The following is an 18,701-nucleotide window of genomic DNA, read 5'->3' as shown; positions in this document are numbered from 1 at the left end:
ATCGAGACATCCGGAAGGACTTCTATGCAAACAGCGTCGTGGTGGACGGTCAGCGAAGTCGCGGGCGTGCGGATTCCGCGCACGCCCGTGGCGACCGCGGCTGTCGAAAGCGCATGCGCCACGTTGCCTCCCATCCTGCTCGGGCATGCAAACCGGGTGTTCATGTTCGCGATGCTCAGAGCGCAGCGCTGGGACATGGAATATGACACGGATTCGCTTTACGTCAGTGCGATGTACGCGAACATGGGCCTGAGCCCCGCGTATTCGTGTTCGACGCTGCGCTATGAAATCGACAGCGCCGACGCAGCCCGCCATCTGCTCCACCACTACGGGGCGAACAGCCAGAAGCAGCATGACGCGTGGCTGGCGATCGCCCTGCACACGTCGCCCGGCATTCCGGCACGAGTGACGCCGCTTTCGGATCTGCTCGCGGCGGCGGTTCGCACCGATCTTATCGGCACGAACCTGCATCTGTACACGGAGCACGAGCGGGCAAGCGTGCTCGCGGCGTTTCCTCGGGGGAAAGGCTACAAGCAGGAAGTCATTTGCGCCTTCGGGCGCGGGCTCGCTTTTCGGCCGCAGACCACCGTCGGCAACCAGTGCGCCGACGTGCTGGACCGGATCGACCCCGACTACCGCCGCATCAATTTTTGCGGGCAGATACTGGGTTCGCCCTGGCTGGAGTAGGGGCTGCGTCTTTTTTAGGCCTCGTTTTTAGCCCGCGTTCGCCGTTCACGGCCAACGCCTGGAGAAGGCTATATGTCGTCCATGAAAACCATTACGCTCACAAGCGAGACATCATGCAGCAACGAACACTGAACGCACGAGCGCGATTCGCGGGAAGCCTGCTCGAATCGCTGCTGGGCGAGAACGGTATGCTTGCTTTCGTCGCGGGCTATGTCGACACGCTCGGCTTCGTGGCCCTGTACGGTCTGTTTACCGCGCACGTCACGGGCAACTTCATCCTGATCGGCTCAGGGCTCGCGGGGGTGGGCAACGGCCTTTCGATCAAGCTGCTCGCGTTTCCGGCGTTCGTGAGCGGCATTGTCGTCGCGTGCCTGCTTGACGACAAGCTGCGCGGTCGCCCCGAAAGCACACGTGCGGTCGGCCTTTACATCTTGCAGATCGCCTTCCTCGTTGCCTTCATGCTCGCAGGCATTCTCGCCGCGCCTATCACGAACGCAAATGCGCCCTTGACCATCGTTTGCGGGCTGCTGGGCGCGGCCGGCATGGGCGTGCAGAACGCACACGCGCGCCTCGCGACGCGCAGCGTGGCCGCGAACACGGTGATGACGGGCAACGTCACGCAGGCTGTGATCGATGCATTCGATCTGCTCGCGCCCGGCACGGCGCACGTGGACCGGGGGGAAGCACGCGCGCGGCTCGTGCGCACGCTGCCACCGGTTCTCGCGTTCGCGCTGGGCGCAGGCGGCGGGGCGCTGGGCTGGTTGACGGGCTCGTTCTGTGCGCTGATCGTGCCGCTCGTGTTGCTTGGCGTGCTCGCTTGCTGCGCGTTTCGAATTGGGCGTGAAAGCGCATGACGGCTGGCCGCCACGCTTCGTCCCCTCAATTCATGCTGGCCTGATCATCGTTCGCTACGATCGATCCCCAGCCGATGGGCGAGCGTGACAAGTTCTGCGAACGAACTGGCGCGCATCTTGCGCATCGCGCTGCTGCGGTAGACGCGCACCGTGACTTCGCTAATGCCAAGTTCGTTCGCGATCTGCTTGCTCAATTTACCGGCTGCCGCGGCGGCCATCACTTCGCGCTCGCGCTCGATCATCGCTTCGAAGCGCGCGTGCATGTCGTTATCGTGCCGCTCCTGAATCAACCTTGCGGCGTCGCGTTCCAGCGAGATCGCAATGGCATCGAGCAGATCCTGATCGCGAAACGGCTTCGTGAGGAAGTCGATGGCGCCCGCCTTCATCGCCCGCACGCTCATGGGAATATCCGCATGACCGGTAACGAAAATCACGGGAATGGGGTCGTGCTCCGACTTGAGCAAGTCTTGGAGCGCAAGCCCGCTGCTTCCCTTCAGTCGAATGTCAAGAACCAGACAACTCGGCCCCGCGCTGCGCTGGCAAGTAAGGAAGTCGTGCGCGTTCAGAAAGCCCTGTGCAGCGACGCCAACGGAGCGCGCGAGCAGACAGATGGCCTCGTTCATTACGGTGTCGTCTTCGACGACATATACCGTGGAGATTTCGCTGGCTAGCTCTTGGTCTGAGAATGTCGCTGATTTCACGATTCAACCTGAATAGCGTGGGATGCCCGAATAGGCAAAAGGCTAACGCGCGCAACCGAGAATGTCTTGAATGTTAATGCTGTGCGCGCTGGGTGACGATTTCGTGTTATGCGACAGGCAGCGTCATGACGAACTCGGCACCGTCCTGCACGTTAAAGGCATCGAGCGTGCCGTGGTGGCTCTCGACGATGGTGCGGCAGATCGCCAGCCCCATCCCCATGCCCGACGACTTCGTCGTATAGAGCGGGTCGAAAATGAGCTCGAGGACGTCGGCCGGAATTCCCGTGCCGCGGTCGCGCACGGACATTACGACCTTGCCGACGCTGACCCGTGTGGCGATCGCAAGTGCGCGCGTTTCAGGCGCCGTTTCGCTCATCGCCTCCACGGCATTGGTAAACAGATTCAGCACCACTTGCTGTAGCTGGATGCGATCCGCCTGGACCATCGCATCACCTGCCTCCAGTTGCGTCACGACCTTAACTTGCTGGGCCGCAGCTTCGGGGTGGAGCAGATCCAGCACGTCGCGCACGACGTCATCCATGCGTAGCGGCGCGAGAATCGCGGGTGCCTGCTTGGCGAGTGCGCGCAAGGCGCGAACGATCTCGAGCGCACGCAGGCTCGTTCGCTTGATGTGGAAGAGGCCCGCCGCGACTTCCTCGAGATTGGGCGTGGCGCGCTGCAACCAGCGCAGGCTGGCGTCGACTGAAGTGGCGATCGCGGAAAGCGGTTGATTCACCTCGTGGGCGATAGAGGCCGCCACGTTGCCCATCACCGTGAGATGAGAGGTGCGCGCGAGTTCGTCGCGCGCGGAGCGCAGGCTGACTTCCGCATTCAGGCGGTGCTCGCTTTCTTCGACAAGCCTCTCATAGAGTCGCGCCGTTTCGAGCGAAACCGCCACCTGCGGCGCGAGCACTTCCAGGTCCGCGACCCGGTTCTGGTCAAAAACGCCAGGCGCGAGGTTGTTCTCCAGATAGACGACGCCAACAAGCGAGCCGCCGCGCAACAGCGGCATGCAGAGTACCGAGCGTTGCGTGCGTCCGACGGAAGTACGTGTGCGCAGCGATGGCGATTCGACGCTCGCTTCCGCGAACACCAGTGTCTTGCGCGTGCGAACGACGCTATTGAGCACGGCCAGTGGCAACGCGTCACCATCGGGGGCAACGCCACTCAGCGTGACCACCATGCGATCCGCTTCCACGCGCGCCAACGCTTCAATTTTCGGCCCATCGTCGTGCATGATCAGCAACAGGCCGTATTGCGCCCCGGCGTACACGGTAATGCTGGTAAGCAACTTTTCGACCAGGCGATCTGTCACGGCCTCGCCCGAGATTGCCTTCGCCGCCTCGACGCCCAGGTCGACAAAGGGCTGCTGCCGCGCTGCGTTGCGCGGGCTCGCGTCGTCGCTCGCCATGGACGCCACAAGCGGGTGGCGTTCGTGAATGCGCTTCTCGGCAAACGCCGCGCCCCAGCGGCGATAGCAGATTGCTGCGTGGCGCAAATGATGGCGCGCCGAGGACTCCAAAGCGTGCGTCATGCACAGTTCGCCCGCGAATTCATGGGCGAGCGCCTGTTCGTGGACGAATCCCGCGGCTCCAGCGGCTTGCGCGGACTGCTCGTAAGCCACCAGCGCGCCGAAGGCATCACCCTGGAGCCGCGCAATTTCGGCGTCGATCAGGAGGAGCTTGTTGCGAAACGTCGCACCGTTTTGATGGGCCCAGCGCGCGAACTGGACGCGTTGCGAGCGAAGCTCGAAAAGCGCGCTGTCGTTGGAGGCGTATTGGCCGCGTGAAACTGCCAGCGCGCCATACCAACGGCAATCAGCCACGTTGATATGCGCGGGTACGGTCCAGGCAAGCGCGCTCGCATTGTCGAGGCGTGCGCGCGCAGCTGAATAGTCTCCGGCGAACAGCTTCGCGAGGCCGTCGTAGAAGTACAGGAAGAAGCGCGCGATCTGCGAAACCTCCGAGCCGGTTTGGTCGGGTCGATCCGTGCTGTTCTTTCCTCGCTGCAACTGGCGAACAAAATCGCGTTGCGCCAGCAGTACCGCTTCGATATCGCGGTACTGGACGATCGCTGTCAGTTCGAGTCCCCGTTCAACCTCCTCGTCGACGAGCGACAGGTTCTCGCCCATGGCAATCAGGTCGGAAACAATGTGATTGCACGCGTAACATGCCATGCCGATGTCGCCAGAGGCTCGCCCCAGCACTCGTGCTTGCTGTGCGTGCTCAAGCGCGAAAGAGAGCGGGCGTGTCCATACGCTGACCTGATCGATGGCAACGAGCGTGGCGACGCGCTGCGCCTCGAACCCGTGCTGATCGACCAGCGCCAGCGCGGCCTGTCCGTAGGCGAGCCCTTCGTCGGCGGCTTCGTACAATCCCGCAAACAACACGCCGAACCACGCGAGGCCAGACGGCGACTCGGGCGTCACGCCATGTTCGAGCGTGAGTTCGACCATCTTGGCGAGATGCAGGATGCCGAGTCCGTCGGTCACGAAGAACGAGGAAGTGAGCGTGGCGAGCAGGCCCATGACGACATGAATGCGCCGGTCCTCGCAAGGAGGCAGATGGCGCACGCTCGCGATCGCGCGGCCCCGCAGCGCGAGCTGCACCGACTCGCACGCGGCGCGCATCTGCTCGGCGGTTGGAGAACGGTACAGATCCACGCCTAGCAGCGCAAGCCCGGCCAAAGCGGTGGACAAAGCGCCTTCGTAATCGGACTGGACGGTCTGCAAGACGGCGTTGAGTCGATGCACGTCGGCGCGGTCGAGAATCGCGAGCGGGTGGGCAAGCAGCGCGTCGAGGCGTTGTTGCGCGTCCGTGAGTCTGGCCTGCGCCAGCAAACACTCGCAGTGCAGCAGTTGGGCTCCGTAAGTCAGTGCGTAGTGGTTCGACCACCACTTTTCATCGACCATGCCGAGGGCCGCGTTGGCATATTCCGTCGCCTGGTCCAGCGCAGCGGCGTTGCGCGCGCGCTTGCCCGCCATAATCAATACGCGCACATACGCAACCCGAGTTTCGAGGCCGAGCGTCTCCTTTGGTGCGCGCTCGATCTGGGTGGCAATATCGAACGCATACTCGGGAAGACGCGCACGCCAGTAGTCGATCATCACGGAGGCGATACGCGCGTGAAAACGCGGCTTCGTTTGGGGGTCGATGCGCGCGTAAGCGGATTCGAGCACACGATCGTGCAAAAATGCGTAAGCCTCGGGCTGAACCGAGAGCAGATTCGCGTCGACGAACGGACGCAGACGCTCGTGAACCTCGTCCGGCGTTATGCCGGCTATTTGTGCGAGCAATGCCACGTCGCATCGTATCCCGACGCAGGCAAGCCATTCGACCAGTTTCGCGCTTCCCTGCGGAAATCGATCGAAGCGGCGAATCAGCAGGTCGATCACGCTGTCGGAGTATAGGCGCCGCGCGATGCTCGCTTCGTCCCACGTCCAGGCCGCAGCTTTGACGCTGTAGCGCAGCACTTCGTCGTCGATCAACATGCGCAGGAGTTGGCGCGAGAAAAACGGGTTGCCGCCCGTTTTTGCGTGAACGGCGCCCGCCAGAGGCTCGACGCGCTCCGCCGGCTCGCCGAGTGTCGCGCCGATCAGACCGGCCAGGTCACGAACCGAAAGCGGTTGCAGGCGCACCTGCGTCACGCGCATCGTCCTGCATGCGTCGAATTCGCGCTGCCACTGTAAATGGCCAGGCCGGTCGACGGAGAAGTCGCGGTGCGCGCAAAGGAGCAGCACGTTCGACGGCGGTTGCGAAGAGAATGCCCTCAGGAACGCGAGGCTCGCCGGGTCGGTCCATTGAACGTCGTCGAAAAAAATAACGAGCGGCGCGCCCGGCTGCGCGAGCGCAGCGAACGTGTGCAGCAGCGCGCGCACGAGGCGCGCCTGCGCGAGCGGCGCGGGCACGTCGGCAAGCGGCACGCCGTGGCCGATGATGTGTTCGACTTCCGGTACGAGTTCGGCGATCGCTCGCCCTTGTCCTTCGAGGCGTTGAATCCAGCGCTCGCGAACGGACGCGAGCAGACTGTCCGCCTCGCCGAGTAGCGCCAGCGTCAATGCGCGCACGATCTGGACGATCGGCGCATAAGGAATCGTGGTGCGAAGCTTGTCGGCCTTGCCGGACGCGAATCGAGAGCCGAGGCGCTGCACGTCGTTGAAAAGAGATTCGACGATCGCCGACTTTCCGCAGCCGCCGCTGCCGGAGATTAGCACGATTTCGGTCTTGCCGGTCGCGGCCACGCGCGCAAGGGCATCGTCGAGCAACGCTTTCTCGGCTGTCCGCCCAAACAACCGGCCAGGCACGCTGAGGAGACGAGACGATGCCCCCGTATCCAGGGCAAAGCGGGCTTCGCCGCCAGGCGCGCAGAGCGACTCGCGGATACGCTGCAAGTCTCCATATGCAGCGGCCGCCGTGGCGTAGCGTTCGTTCGGATCCTTCGCGAGCAGCTTGAGCAGGACTTCAGCGAGCGGCTCAGGCACGTCCGCGCGGCGGCGGCGCGGATGTGGGGGTTCGATTGCCAGGCGAGCGTGATACCAACCCGCTGAGCTTTGCGCGTCGATGGGCAGTTCACCGGTCAGCAGTGTATAGAGCGCTACGCCCAGCGCGTAGAGGTCGGCGCTTTTGTGATCGACAGGAGCGTCATCGAGCACGACTTCCGGAGCCAGATACGGTTGCCTGCTCAGGCGGTCCCGATACGCCTCAGGCGGAGCAGGATCGAAACCGATCAAGCGGATTGCGCGGGTTTCAGCGTCCGCTTCGATTCCGGCCTGGGCTTTGGCTAGCAAGATGCTGGAGAGTTTCAGATCCCCGTGGCAAAGTCGCGCTGAATGTGTTGCGCCTAGTGCGCGCGCTGCGCCCGCAGCCACGGCGAGAAACGCTTCGAGGCTGAGTTGGCGGGAGTCCAAAGAGGAGGCGAGGGTGCTGCCCGCGCATGCCTCATACACGATGATGAGGCGCTCGCCACCCCAGATGCTCTCCACCGGCGGCAGGCCCCACGGCGGGCCAATACGCGCGCTTATGGCGAGTTCACGCTTGAGGCGCTCGGAGCCGATTGCCGACGTGCTTGGCGCATGGCGCGCGAGCCAATATCTGCCCTCACCGGGCTCGCGGAGCAGACTGGTCGTTACTCCGTCGGCATGGTCGAGCTCGCGCTTCTCGCAACGCTCGAACCATGCAATGTCGAATTGCACGCCCGGGAAAGCGGCGTCCGCTGCCGCGCCGTTCTCAATCTGTGCGGCAACCGAGCTGGAGTGCTTTGCATGCGTGGTCATTGAATGGGCAGCTTGTTGGCTTCGCGTTCGCCGGCAGCGGGTATGCCGTCGCAAGAACCTCGTGGAGAAGCATTCAAGGAATACGGCTATTGCATATTCCTCGCGCGTAAGCCGCAGTATGCGGGACGAGTTTCGGCATATCCAGCGTTTGCCGCCCGCGTTCATAACACTTAAGGATTTTTAGCGAATGCGGACGCTCTCGTAATGATCGAGCAAGGCGGCTCAATCGTTAGCATGGTGTGGCGGAGAGTTGCCCGCGTGCGCAAATGTGGCACAGGTTATTTCAGAACCCAGCGAGCCGCCGTTAATGCGAGCACAGGTTGCTGTTGGAGTCGCGCAGTGGCCGAATGCTGCGCAATCGGGCGCAAGGGCGGACGAAAGCGGGCTTTGCGGCGCAAGGGGCGCGCGCCCCCCGGAATCCGCCAACCGCTCCGCACCGTAGGCTCGCACGATGGGAAAGAGCGAGTAGAGCCGGTTCGCCCCTTCCGGGTGCACCGTCAGCAGCGATTTTGCGGCGAGCCGGTGCACGCATTCCAGAGCCGTGTCGCGTTGAATGCCGTTGACAGCAGCGACTTCGCAGGCGCTTGCCAGGTCGAATGGGGCCTCGAAAACGGCGAGACGCTGCAGCACCGTGCGTTCGGCTTCGCCAAGCTGCAGATAGCTCCATTCGATCGAAGCGCGCAGGGTGCGCTGGCGAGGATGCGCAGTTCGCGAGCCGCCGGCGAGACCCAACGCAGAACCCTCAAGCTCCTGCGCGAGCGCCTGTGCGCCCAGCAACGCGGCGCGGGCAACCGCGAATTCGAGTGCGAGCGGCAGGCCACTCAGGCGCCGGCAAATATCGGCGATTGCCGCGAGCGTTTGCGGGTTTTGCGGGAATTCGGTTCCCGTTGCTTTCGCGCGATTGAAGAACATCGTCACCGCGCCGCTGGCGAGAATGGCCGCTTCGTCTGCACCTTCATGGGGCAAGGAAAGCGGCGGGACCGAGTGAAGATGTTCGCCCTTTGAGCGCAGTGGTTCCCGGCTGGTCGCGACCACTACCGCGTTGCGGTTCGCAGCGAGAACGCACTCGCATAGTGCGGCGACGGTCTCGACTTCACGCTCGCAATTGTCCAGCACGAGCACGGTGCGCCGGTCGCCAATCTCACTCGTGATTTCCGCAATCCCGGCGCTGCCGTCGCGAAGCTCCTGCACAAGCATGGGCAGTCGGTCCGCATAACAGGAACAGCGATCGATATGGTCGGCGAAATCGGCGTGGCAAAAAACGGCGCGGTTGTCCTCGGCCCACGCCTTCGCCACGGTGGAGGCAAGCCGCGTTTTGCCCACGCCGCCGGGCCCGGTTAGGGTGATGAACGACTCCCGTTGAAGCAGTTCGTACAACTGGCGCGCCTGATCTTCACGGCCGGCGAGCGCCCACGCGCGTTGGCGAACGTGGCTGTGCCGCTTTACTGCAGCAGCACCCACAACTGTGCTCGAAGCGTCCGATGCCTGCGCAAAGGGGCGCACGAGTTGATAACCTAGTCCCGACACTGTGCGAATCCATCCTTCGCCAAGCAGCTTGCGCAGCGCGGAAATATGGACCTGTATATTATTTTCCACAACGAAGGTCGTGGGCCAGACTAACCGCAAGATCTCGTCTTTGGTCACGATGGCTCCCTCGGCACAAATGAGCAATTCGAGAATGTCGAACGCCCGTGCGCCCAGCGCCAACGGCTGTCCATCGAGGTATACCTGGCGCCCCCCGAGAGAGACCGAAACTCGACCGAAAACGTACATGTTTTGCCTCCATTCTTTGATGTTGAACGGCGCAATGGAGTTCTCAATCAAGCGTAAACGCGCTTCATTGCAATTTGTAGCGTGTCTTATTTTAAATGGAGAATCGCTCGACAAACCGAATGAACGCGCGAACTTTGCGCGAAAGGCGCCGGTTGGGAAGGTAGGTCGCATAGACGAAAGCCTCGCCCGCGTCGGCCGTGATTTCCCTGTCCTCGAACAGCCTGACGAGGCGGCCGGCCGCGACATCGGGCGCGACGAGCCATTCCGGCAGCAAGGCCACGCCCTGGCCGCCAATTGCAGCGCCCGCGATCATGTCGAGGTTGTTGGTCACGAGTTGGCCGGTCACGATAACGGGCTCGATCGCTTCGCCCGAGCGAAAATTCCAGCGTTGCCGCCGGCCCGGCTTATAGGCGAATTGAAGGCATTCCGCGCCCGCCAGGTCCGTGGGCGTTGCGGGGCGTCCGTGCCGCGCAAGCCATGCCGGGCTCGCCACGAGAAAGCGCTCGCTTTTGCCGAGCGTCTTGACGATGAGACGGTTGTCGAGGTCGGGCACGCCCACACGCAGGGCCACATCGAGGCGGTCGTTCACGAGATCGAGGTGAATGTCCGACACCACCAGATCGACGGTGATCTTCGGGTAGGCCTGAAGAAATTGGGGAATTCGCGTGGCGAGGCGAAGGCGGCCATAGGTCGCCGAAACCGAAACACGCAAATGCCCCGTGAGTTCGGTGCCGCGATCGATCACGCTGCTATCGGCATCGTTCAGATCGGAAAGCACCTGCCGCACCTGTTCGACATAAGCGCATCCCGCACCTGCGTGAGGCCGAGCGCGAGACCACGGCCGCGATCGAACCAACTGCTGACCACGCGCGTATAAGGCAGACCACTCGTGCCGCCGCCGACAAAACCAAGGAGTCCGATCAAACCGATATAGGTGACCGGCGAGCGCGCGCCAGCCGCAATCGCGAGAAAGTACAGCGCGAGCGCAAGCGCGCTGGCGGAGACGGTGCGCGCGGCGCCGAAGCGCGAAAGCATGCGCCCCCAGAACTGCAATCCCACGACGAGGCCAAGCGTGAACGCGAGATAACCCGCGCCGTACTGCGTTTTCGTGAGGCCAAAGGCGTGTTCCAGGTCCTTGGCAAAGAGGCCAAGGTTATATGACCCCAAGCCGATTACCCCGACACCGAGGCCGGCCGTGCAAGCGATCAATTGAGGCCAGCCTCGGTAAAATTCGTCAAGCTTGCGCATACATTTCCTGTGTCTGGATTATTTTGTCGTGCAGACGCACGTGCGAAATAAACCGGGGTTATCGTTCAAGCGCCGCTGCAAATGCAGCGACGGACTCAAGAATAGTGCCGACAAAAAGCGCGATAAACGGGGGATGTTGCGAACGCGGCGTTGCATTTTCTGCAATGCGCGGGCGCGTGAGCGAGCAGGAGCGCAGGCCGAATCGATGCGGCTCAAGAAGGGGAAAGCAGACACGCGAGCGCCCCGCGCTGAGGCGGGACGCTCGCGTATTGAGGCGAGAGGGCGCGGTTAGATGCGCAGCAATCGGGCGGCGTTTCCGCCTACGATCATGTTGCGCTCGGCGTTGTCGAGCGGAACGCGGTCGAGAAAGCGCACGGGCTGTTCGTATCCCATATCGAAGCAGTAGTCGCTGCCAAGCACGAGTCGATCCACGCCGACGGTCTTGATGAGAAACTCCAGCACGGGCCCGGAATGCGAAACCGAGTCGTAGCTGAAGCGGCGGGCGTAGCTGCTGGGCTGCTGCGCGAGCTTGCGCGTTTCGGGCCGCACATTCCATCCGGCATCGATGCGCCCCAGCAGAATCGGCAACGCCCCGCCCGCATGCGGCAGCGTGATTTCCAGCGTGGGATAGCGGTCCATGACGCCGCCGAGAATCAGATGTGACGCGGCAATTGCAGTATCGAAAGGATTGCCAAGCAGATTGCTCAGATAGTAGTCGGCCAGGCGGTTCCCGCCAACGGTTTGTTGGGGATGCAGAAAGACCGGCAACCCCATTTGCGCGATGCGGGCGAAAATTGGATCGAAGCGCGGATCGTCGAGATCGCGATTGTCAATGTTCGTGCCCATATACACGCCGCGTACGCCCGGCAGGGCCGCTGCGCGATCGAGCTCGTCGAGCGCGTCGCGCGCGTCCAGCATCGGCAGCGTGGCCAGCACAACGAATCGTGTGGGGTGAGTGCGATAGACCTCCGACGCGGCCGCATTCCACGTTTTCGCCAACTGCGCATTGAACGCGCGGTCGCCCCAGTACGCCATCGGCACGCTCAGGGAAAGCGCCTGAACGTCTACGCCGCTCGCGTCCATGTCCCGCAGGCGTTGGTCGACGTCGATGAACTTCATCGGCAACGGACCCAGGCCGCCGGCCGGTGTCTTGAAGGTGAACGAGTGGCCGTCGCACACGAAACTGCCGCCGTATTTCGAGCCTTCCTTACCCACGAGGTCGCAATACGATTCGGGGTAATAGTGCGCGTGAACATCGATCGAACGCTGGGTGATGGACGCCGCCACGGCTTGTGCCGCCTGCGCGGGTTTGGCGCTCACGCCGAGTGCGGCTCCCCCGGCAACCGCGCCCAGTGCGCCGAGCAAACGGCGGCGTGTGGGGGAAATACAGCACGTGCAATCCATACGTTGTCTCCTTCTGCTTTTATGTTGAGTGTGTTTAGAGAGGCTTACACACCATGCGTGGCGCCCATTTCACATCTGACGGTTTGCGAATCGAACAGCGTGCGCTCGCGTTGCGCGCGGGCTGAACGGTCGGTGACCGAGAAAAACCACGTGCCCGCGAAAGCGCAAATCATCGAGAAGAGTGCGGGATATTCGTACGGGTAAGCCGCATGAGCGTGCCCGAGCACCTGCACCCATACCGTTGGGCTGAGTACGGTCAACGCGAGGGCGACGGCGAGTCCAATCGTGCCGCCCGCCACGGCGCCACGCGTCGTCATACCGCGCCAGTAAATCGACAGTAGCAGCACGGGGAAATTCGAGCTTGCGGCAATCGAAAACGTCAGGCTGACGATGAACGCGATATTCTGCTTTTCGAACGCGAGCCCAAGCAGAATGGCGAGTACGCCCAGAACGAGGGTGGTCACGCGTGAGACGCGCATTTCGTCGCGCTCGGAAGCCTTGCCACGGCGCAGCACGTTCGCGTAGAGGTCATGCGAGATCGCGGAGGATCCCGCGAGTGTGAGACCCGCCACGACGGCAAGAATGGTCGAGAACGCAACGGCGCAGATAAAGCCCAGAAAGACATTCCCACCCACCGCGTGCGCGAGATGAATCGCGACCATATTGACGCCGCCGATCACCGCGCCCGAAGGCGTGTGATAGCGGGGGTCCGTCGCCACGAGCGCAATCGTGCCAAAGCCGATCACGATGATGAGGGCGTAGCCGATGCCGACGATGCCCGTTGCGTAAAGAATGCTTTTGCGCGCAGCCTTGACGTCGCGGACCGTGAAAAAGCGCATCAGGATATGCGGCAAACCTGCGGTGCCGAATATGAGCGCGAGGCCCAGCGAGACGGCCGAAACCGGATCGGAGACGAGGCCGCCCGGCCGCATGATCGCGTCGTGCGCCGGATGCACGGCTACGGCCTGGGCAAAGAGCGCATTGAGGCTGAAGCCAAAGCGCGCGAGCACCATGATCGCCATGAAGGCAGCGCCCGCGAGCAACAGCACCGCTTTGATGATCTGGATCCACGTGGTGGCGAGCATGCCGCCGAAGAACACATAAACGACCATCAGCACGCCCACCATCACCACGGCCACGCTGTAGTGCAGGCCGAACAGCAATTCGATCAGCTTGCCTGCGCCCACCATCTGCGAGACGAGATAGAGCAACACGATGACGATGGAACTCGACGCCGCGAACGCACGGATCGGGCGCTGCGCGAGCCGCCAGGACACGACGTCCGCGAGCGTGTATTTGCCGAGATTGCGCAGCGGTTCCGCGATGAGGAACAGAATGATCGGCCAGCTTGCGAGAAAGCCGATCGAGTAGATCAAGCCGTCGTAGCCGCTCGTAAACACCAGCGCGGAGATGCCGAGCAGCGAAGCGGCCGACATGTAGTCGCCCGCAATGGCCCAGCCGTTCTGGAGCGCGGTGATCTTGCCGCCCGCCGCGTAGTGGTCGGATACGCTGTTGTTCCTGCGCGCTGCCCATTTGGTGATGAAGAGCGTGGAGGCGACGAAAACAAGGAACATGCCGATGGCCAGCGTGTTGTGGCCTTGCGCGATGGACGAGGCCGGCGCCGCTTGGACCGCTGCGGGCAGGACCGTCGGCGTATAACACGCGAGAAGTGCCAGACGTTTCATGACTTTTCCCCTTTGGCGCAGGCTTCGACCATCGGATCGTGTACACCGTTGGCGCGTGCGACGTAGATGGCCACGAGCGCGAACGTGAACACGAACATGCCAAAGCCGACCGGGAACCCCCAGGTCATCGGCTCGCCCTGCGTGATTGGCATGCCGAGCCATTTCGCGTTGAAGGCAAGCGACAGGATGAACGCGAAATAAGCGCTGAGCATCAAGGCGGTGAGTCCCCATGAGAAGGCGCGGCGCTTTTTCACGAATGCGGAGAAGCGGGGATTGCCGACCAGCGTGTGCGGGGCATCGGCGGGCAGGGCCGCCTCTTTGGGCCCGTATGCGCCGTGAGAGGAAAGAGTGTGTTCCACGTTGTCTCCGTATATGTCGTGTTCGCGTTGTGTTTGCGTCGTCAAGCCGCCCAGGGAACGGCCGTTTCGCGCATCACCGCCTCGGGCGTGCGGTAACGTTCGGCCATCTCGCGCTCGGACTCGTCCTTGAGCTGCGCCTGCATATACGCGCCCAGGTGGCGCGCATGCTGAACAATGGCCGCGCCGAATTCCGTGCGAACGGCGCTATAGGCTTCCAGCGCGCCGCGCACATCAGTGCCTTCGCGCAACGCCTTGACGAGTTCCATCGCGTCGCCCGCGGCCTTGGTTACGCCCATGCCGCAGTGCGGGCGCGCCACGAACGCGGCGTCGCCGAGCAGGGCAATGCGGCCAAAGGCCATGCGCGGTACTTCGAGGTCGAAAATAGGCTGGAAAAGCGGCTGCGCGGCCTTCGTCACGATCTCGGCGAACTGCGGCGCGAGCAGCGCATGCGCGGCGTCTTCCATGTCGGCCAGCACGTCGTCGCGGATCAGCGTGGGCGGGATGCCGCCTTCCCAGCGCTTGCCCGACGCGTCGGTGAGCATGTCGCGAAGCGCCACCTGCTCGTCGGTCGCGCGGTACCAGACGAAGTTGTAGCGCCGCTCGCCGGGCCGGGTGCTGTTGGCGTGGCCGGCCACCGGGTAGCCGAGAATCTGTTCGCGCGGGGGCAGGCAGAACGCGAACTTGTCGAACAGCGCCGCGTGCGTGGGCGCGGAAATGGCCGCTTCATCGACAAGACCGCGCCATGCGACATAGCCTGCGTACTGCAACGCCACGCGCGGCAAAAACTGCTCGCGAATCGCCGAACGCAACCCGTCCGCCGCAATCACGAGGTCCGCCGTGTGCGTCGTGCCATCGGCCAGCGTGACGGTGGCGCGTTCGGCGTTCTCGTCCACGCGCACGACCGACATGCCGGGTTGATAGTGCGCGTCGTCGATCGAGCCGCGCAATACGCTGTACATCTTGCCCCATGCGGTGAGGACTTGGGGCATATCGCACGCGGAGATAACTTCGCCATCCTGAGCAAATGTGGCGCGCTTGTCGACGCTCACACCAATCGTGTCGTCAAAGCGGATGTCCGCCGCGCTCAGCGCCGCGAACAACTCCGGATGCGTGACGATTCCCGCGCCGCGCCCCGAGAGCGCTTCCGGCACGCGTTCGAAAATCTTCACCGTCCAGCCGTCGCGCGCGAGCAGGTTGGCGGCGAACAAGCCACCAAGCGAGCCGCCCACCACGATTGCCGTGCCATTCGTCGTCTTGTTCATCTCAGTTCCCTGCCTTTGCCAGATCGTCTGTTTCGTTCGGTGCTGCTAGTGCTTTTGCCTCGCCGTCTTGGACTTCCGAGGCGGGGAAGTTCAGTTCGATGGTGACGCCCGATGGGTCTTCCACGAAGATCTGGTGCAGGCCAAGGCTCGGCACCGTGCGGTCGCGCCATTCGAGCCCTTCGCCGCGCAGCGTTTGCCACATCGCCTGCACGCCGGTTGCAAGAAAGGCAATGTGATCGACCGTACCCGTGCCGCTTTCCACCTGGGCCTTGTCGCCCAGGTACGCGGTGAGTCCCTCGGGGTTGTCCGCGTCCACGCCGATGATGTGGACGATGCCGTAGTCGGCTTCGTCGCCGCCCCGGTAAAGCCATGCGCCGGGAAAGTCGAAGGGCGGGCGGTACCCGGGCTTGAAGCCGAGCACACGTTCGTAGAATCGGCACGAACGTTCGAGGTCGGTCGTGCGAATCGAGTAGTGGGCGAGCCTGGAAATCGGCATGAGACGTTCCTCATAATTTATCGATCGATAACTGATCGGTTGATAAATTGTAGGGAAGAACGCGCCCGACTACCAAGCGCAAACGCGCGGGTGTTTACCCTGGAGCGCGCATGCGCTCCAGGGGCCATATCGCCCGAATCGGCCGAGGAATCAAGCCAGGCTCACGGCTTCATCAGGGCGCGGCAGGGCTGTTCCGCGCCAGCGCGGCGCCCCCGCGCGTTCGTACTGCGGCGGATATTGAATCTCTTCGAGGGCATCGAGGCGTTCGGCGGCGTGCCAGACCCAGCGCCGGTCGTCCAGAAACGCGCGGCCAATGGCGACGATATCGGCCAAGCCTTCGGCGATGATGGCTTCGGCCTGGTGCGGATCGACGATCATGCCAACGGTTCGTGTGGGCGCCTCCATCAGCGCGAGGTCGTCTAGCCTGGGTCGTGTGTGAGCGTAACGACCGCGCTGCGTTCATCCAGGCGCATGGCGGTCACCACATCGTCGGGCATGTCGCGCACGAGCTTCACCTCGCGCACGTCCCACGTATCGGCGTATTCGTCGCGCGGGTCGCATACGGTCACGTGGTAGTCGAGTCCCACGGCCATGCGCGCGAAGTATTGCGAGAGCTGGCCGCCACCAATGACGAGCAGGCGGTAGCGCGGACCGAGCACCGTATGCAGGCGATCGCCGTCGAAGCGCAGCCCTTCGGTCACGCGGGGCCCAGGCGCACGGTCCCCGTGGCGAGATCCAGCGTGCGGGTGACGAGCCGCCCGGCCTGCAACGCATCGAGCAGCTGCGGCAACTGGCTCGCAACACCCAGGGTTTCGAGCACGACTTCGAGGGTGCCGCCGCATGGCAGACCGAAGCGATGGGCTTCGGCGGCGGTGATGCCGTAGCGCACCACGCGCGGCGCTCCCGCTTCGATTCCCGAGGCGCGAACCTGTGCGATCAGGTCGTCTTCAATACAGCCGCCAGAAACGGAGCCGGCCGTGAGCCCGTCGTCGCGGATCGCCAGCATCGAGCCCGGCGCGCGTGGCGACGGGCCCCACGTCTTGACGACCGTGACGAGCAACACCTTGCGATGCTCGGCTAGCCACCGGGCCGCCGTGCCGACGACCTCCATGTTCACGCTGGCCATACGATCCCGCCGGATGATGAGTGCGCAACGTTCGCATCAACGCGAACGTGCCCCGCGTGCAGCGCGAGGACGAACAACAGCCTCAGGACGCTGTTTTTGTCGCTTTTGCCTGCTTCGCGCGGGGCGCTTTTGCCGCGGGCGTGGCCGCAGATGCTTGAGCGCCGTCGGCACGCCATTGAGGAAGGCGTCGATCTGCAAGGCAATCTGGGCTTCGAGGTCGTCGGGAACCGGCAGCCCGTAGATCCATTTGCGCACGCCGATATAGAAAATGCTGGCGTGCAGGCTCCAGATCAGTTCGAGATCGGCCGCGCGCTGCTGGGCATTGCTCGCGGGCTCGACGCCGTACGCCTCGCGAATCTCATTCATCACGGGCACGAACACGCGCTCGCGCAGGCGCGAGAGGTATTTCGAGTTGATGCCTTCCTTGGTCAGCCCCGCGAAGATGAAAATGCGGATCCACTCGCGGCGCAGGATGATGCGGGAATAGCCGTGATAAAACGTGACCATGCGCTCCTGAATGGGAATCGCGCGGTCGAGCATCAGTTTCTCCCACGACGAGTCCCATTGGTAGACCTCGTCGTACACGCGGTCGATGAGCGCTTCCTTGCTTGGGAAATAGCGGTAGAGCAGGGGCTGCGTGACCCCAAGTTGACGCGCCAGTTCGCGCGTGCTGCCGGAAAAGCCGTGTGTGGCGAAGTGGTCGATGGCCTTGAGCAGGATTTGCCGCTCGCGCACTTCGGGCGCGAGGCGGCGCGCCGTGGCGGGTCGCGCCTGCGGCGTCGCGGCTTCCTCCGTCTTCTTTCGCGGCATGCTGGATCACCACTGGTTGCGTCGTGGGGATCATACAAAGATTGCCCGCCGGTGGCTAGCGTGCGCCACGTCCCGTCCTCCCGCACTCGCGCGCGCGCTCATGAAAGACGCTGCCCCTGCAACGCCGGAATGCCCGCGTAGAGCGCCGAAAGCCATTCGATGAACACCTTCAGTTTCGGCGGCATGTGGCGGCTGGGCGGATACACCACGGAAACCGGGCGCGGCGGCGTGTTGAAGTCGGTCAGCACTTCCCGCAAGCGGCCGTCCCGAATGGCGGGCTCTACGAGGTAGAGCGACGTTTTGACGAGGCCGAGACCGGCAATCGCGCAGTCCACTTGCGCGTCGGCGTCGCTCACCGCTATCGCCCCGCGCATGGACACCGTGCGTTGCGCGCCGTCCACCGCGTACTCCCAGGGGCGCGGGCGTCCCGTGTCCGCCGACACGTAGGCAACGGCGCTGTGATGCGCGAGGTCGTCCACGCTCTCGGGCGTGCCGTGCCGCGCGAGGTAAGCGGGCGTCGCGCAGGTGCAGGTGGACATGCTGCCGATGCGTCTTGCCACGATGGCGGAATCCGGCAATTCGCCCACGCGCACGACGCAATCCACGCCTTCGCCCACGAGGTCCACCTGGCGGTCGGTGACCGCGAGGTCGATCGAGATGTCGGGAAAGCGCTCGACGAACTCGGGCAGCGTGGGAATCACGATGTGCTTCGCCATGGCTGTGGGCATGTTGACCCGCAGCTTGCCTTTGGGCGCAACACGCGCGCGCGACAGCGAGGCCTCCATGTCGTCGATCTCGCCCAGTACCGCGACGCAGCGCTGATAGTAGGCGCTGCCGTCTTCCGTGGGCGAGACGCGGCGCGTGGTGCGGTTGAGCAGCTTGCAGCGCAAGTGCTGCTCCAGTTGCCGCAGGAGCGCGGAAACGCGCGGCGTGGTGAGCCCTGTGAGTTCGGCGGAGCGGGTGAAGCTGCCGGTTTCGACGATGCGCGCGAACACGCGCATTGACAGTAGCGTATCCATGATCG

General features: G+C 63.5%; 15 protein-coding genes and 1 pseudogene. 2 read left to right on the top strand and 14 right to left on the bottom strand.

What is annotated here, in order from left to right; translation table 11 throughout:
• The first annotated feature begins 24 nt into the window (after positions 1-24).
• Together VSR34_RS22025 and VSR34_RS22020 are read left to right on the top strand one after the other, a co-directional pair.
• Complete coding sequence (locus VSR34_RS22025) at positions 25-687, top strand: phosphohydrolase (RefSeq protein ID WP_342963526.1); 663 nt, start codon at positions 25-27, stop codon at positions 685-687.
• A gap of 113 nt (positions 688-800) precedes the next feature.
• Positions 801-1,541 carry a YoaK family protein gene (locus VSR34_RS22020; protein WP_342963525.1) on the top strand — a complete coding sequence of 247 codons (741 nt, stop codon included), beginning with the start codon at positions 801-803 and terminating at the stop codon, positions 1,539-1,541.
• A 44-nt stretch (positions 1,542-1,585) separates the two neighbouring features.
• Here VSR34_RS22020 and VSR34_RS22015 read toward each other — a convergent pair whose 3' ends face one another.
• The 14 genes and pseudogenes from VSR34_RS22015 to VSR34_RS21950 form a co-directional block, all read right to left on the bottom strand.
• Positions 1,586-2,242, bottom strand: a complete 657-nt coding sequence (locus VSR34_RS22015) for a response regulator (protein WP_342963524.1) — start codon at positions 2,240-2,242, stop codon at positions 1,586-1,588.
• Positions 2,243-2,348: 106 nt separating this feature from the next.
• Positions 2,349-7,514, bottom strand: coding sequence for an AAA family ATPase (locus tag VSR34_RS22010; protein ID WP_342963523.1), 5,166 nt, complete (start codon positions 7,512-7,514; stop codon positions 2,349-2,351).
• A 222-nt stretch (positions 7,515-7,736) separates the two neighbouring features.
• On the bottom strand, positions 7,737-9,458 hold the full coding sequence (locus tag VSR34_RS22005) for a winged helix-turn-helix domain-containing protein (RefSeq protein ID WP_342963522.1): 1,722 nt from the start codon (positions 9,456-9,458) through the stop codon (positions 7,737-7,739).
• Entirely contained in the window at positions 9,379-10,065 is a 687-nt protein-coding gene (locus tag VSR34_RS22000; protein WP_342963521.1) for a substrate binding domain-containing protein, read from the bottom strand. The genes VSR34_RS22005 and VSR34_RS22000 overlap by 80 nt, the downstream gene beginning before the upstream one ends.
• Complete coding sequence (locus tag VSR34_RS21995) at positions 10,050-10,535, bottom strand: MFS transporter (protein WP_342963520.1); 486 nt, start codon at positions 10,533-10,535, stop codon at positions 10,050-10,052. Before VSR34_RS21995 ends, VSR34_RS22000 begins: the two co-directional genes overlap by 16 nt.
• Before the next feature lie 288 nt (positions 10,536-10,823).
• Positions 10,824-11,939, bottom strand: a complete 1,116-nt coding sequence (locus VSR34_RS21990; RefSeq protein WP_342963519.1) for an amidohydrolase family protein — start codon at positions 11,937-11,939, stop codon at positions 10,824-10,826.
• Positions 11,940-11,983: 44 nt separating this feature from the next.
• Positions 11,984-13,624: a cation acetate symporter gene (locus tag VSR34_RS21985; protein ID WP_342963518.1), complete on the bottom strand. Its 1,641-nt coding sequence runs from the start codon at positions 13,622-13,624 to the stop codon at positions 11,984-11,986.
• On the bottom strand, positions 13,621-13,983 hold the full coding sequence (locus VSR34_RS21980; RefSeq protein WP_342963517.1) for a DUF485 domain-containing protein: 363 nt from the start codon (positions 13,981-13,983) through the stop codon (positions 13,621-13,623). Before VSR34_RS21980 ends, VSR34_RS21985 begins: the two co-directional genes overlap by 4 nt.
• Positions 13,984-14,024: 41 nt before the next feature.
• On the bottom strand, positions 14,025-15,245 hold the full coding sequence (locus VSR34_RS21975; protein WP_342963516.1) for an FAD binding domain-containing protein: 1,221 nt from the start codon (positions 15,243-15,245) through the stop codon (positions 14,025-14,027).
• A 1-nt stretch (position 15,246) separates the two neighbouring features.
• Complete coding sequence (locus tag VSR34_RS21970; protein ID WP_342963515.1) at positions 15,247-15,741, bottom strand: VOC family protein; 495 nt, start codon at positions 15,739-15,741, stop codon at positions 15,247-15,249.
• A 150-nt stretch (positions 15,742-15,891) separates the two neighbouring features.
• A complete protein-coding gene (locus tag VSR34_RS21965; RefSeq protein ID WP_342963585.1) occupies positions 15,892-16,119 on the bottom strand; it encodes a hypothetical protein in 228 nt (75 codons plus the stop codon).
• A gap of 18 nt (positions 16,120-16,137) precedes the next feature.
• Positions 16,138-16,867, bottom strand: a pseudogene (locus VSR34_RS21960) (XdhC family protein); the annotation flags it as partial.
• A gap of 36 nt (positions 16,868-16,903) precedes the next feature.
• Positions 16,904-17,677 carry a TetR/AcrR family transcriptional regulator gene (locus tag VSR34_RS21955; protein WP_342963514.1) on the bottom strand — a complete coding sequence of 258 codons (774 nt, stop codon included), beginning with the start codon at positions 17,675-17,677 and terminating at the stop codon, positions 16,904-16,906.
• 98 nt (positions 17,678-17,775) lie between these two features.
• Positions 17,776-18,696 carry a LysR family transcriptional regulator gene (locus tag VSR34_RS21950; RefSeq protein WP_342963513.1) on the bottom strand — a complete coding sequence of 307 codons (921 nt, stop codon included), beginning with the start codon at positions 18,694-18,696 and terminating at the stop codon, positions 17,776-17,778.
• Positions 18,697-18,701: the final 5 nt, after the last annotated feature.

Source organism: Paraburkholderia sp. JHI2823, from assembly GCF_038900695.1.
In the GTDB taxonomy this organism is placed as follows: Bacteria; Pseudomonadota; Gammaproteobacteria; order Burkholderiales; family Burkholderiaceae; genus Paraburkholderia; species Paraburkholderia mimosarum.
Note: the sequence above shows the minus strand (reverse complement) of the source record. Positions and strands in the feature narration are given on the sequence as shown.

Coding starts and splice junctions, on each gene's coding strand:
- VSR34_RS22020 (WP_342963525.1), top strand. CDS start 801: ATGCAGCAACGAACACTGAACGCACGAGCGCGATTCGCGGGAAGCCTG.
- VSR34_RS22010 (WP_342963523.1), bottom strand. CDS start 7,514: ATGACCACGCATGCAAAGCACTCCAGCTCGGTTGCCGCACAGATTGAG.
- VSR34_RS21965 (WP_342963585.1), bottom strand. CDS start 16,119: ATGATCGTCGATCCGCACCAGGCCGAAGCCATCATCGCCGAAGGCTTG.
- VSR34_RS21955 (WP_342963514.1), bottom strand. CDS start 17,677: ATGCCGCGAAAGAAGACGGAGGAAGCCGCGACGCCGCAGGCGCGACCC.
- VSR34_RS22005 (WP_342963522.1), bottom strand. CDS start 9,458: ATGCGACCTACCTTCCCAACCGGCGCCTTTCGCGCAAAGTTCGCGCGT.
- VSR34_RS21995 (WP_342963520.1), bottom strand. CDS start 10,535: ATGCGCAAGCTTGACGAATTTTACCGAGGCTGGCCTCAATTGATCGCT.
- VSR34_RS21950 (WP_342963513.1), bottom strand. CDS start 18,696: ATGGATACGCTACTGTCAATGCGCGTGTTCGCGCGCATCGTCGAAACC.
- VSR34_RS21985 (WP_342963518.1), bottom strand. CDS start 13,624: ATGAAACGTCTGGCACTTCTCGCGTGTTATACGCCGACGGTCCTGCCC.
- VSR34_RS21975 (WP_342963516.1), bottom strand. CDS start 15,245: ATGAACAAGACGACGAATGGCACGGCAATCGTGGTGGGCGGCTCGCTT.
- VSR34_RS21970 (WP_342963515.1), bottom strand. CDS start 15,741: ATGCCGATTTCCAGGCTCGCCCACTACTCGATTCGCACGACCGACCTC.
- VSR34_RS21990 (WP_342963519.1), bottom strand. CDS start 11,939: ATGGATTGCACGTGCTGTATTTCCCCCACACGCCGCCGTTTGCTCGGC.
- VSR34_RS22025 (WP_342963526.1), top strand. CDS start 25: ATGCAAACAGCGTCGTGGTGGACGGTCAGCGAAGTCGCGGGCGTGCGG.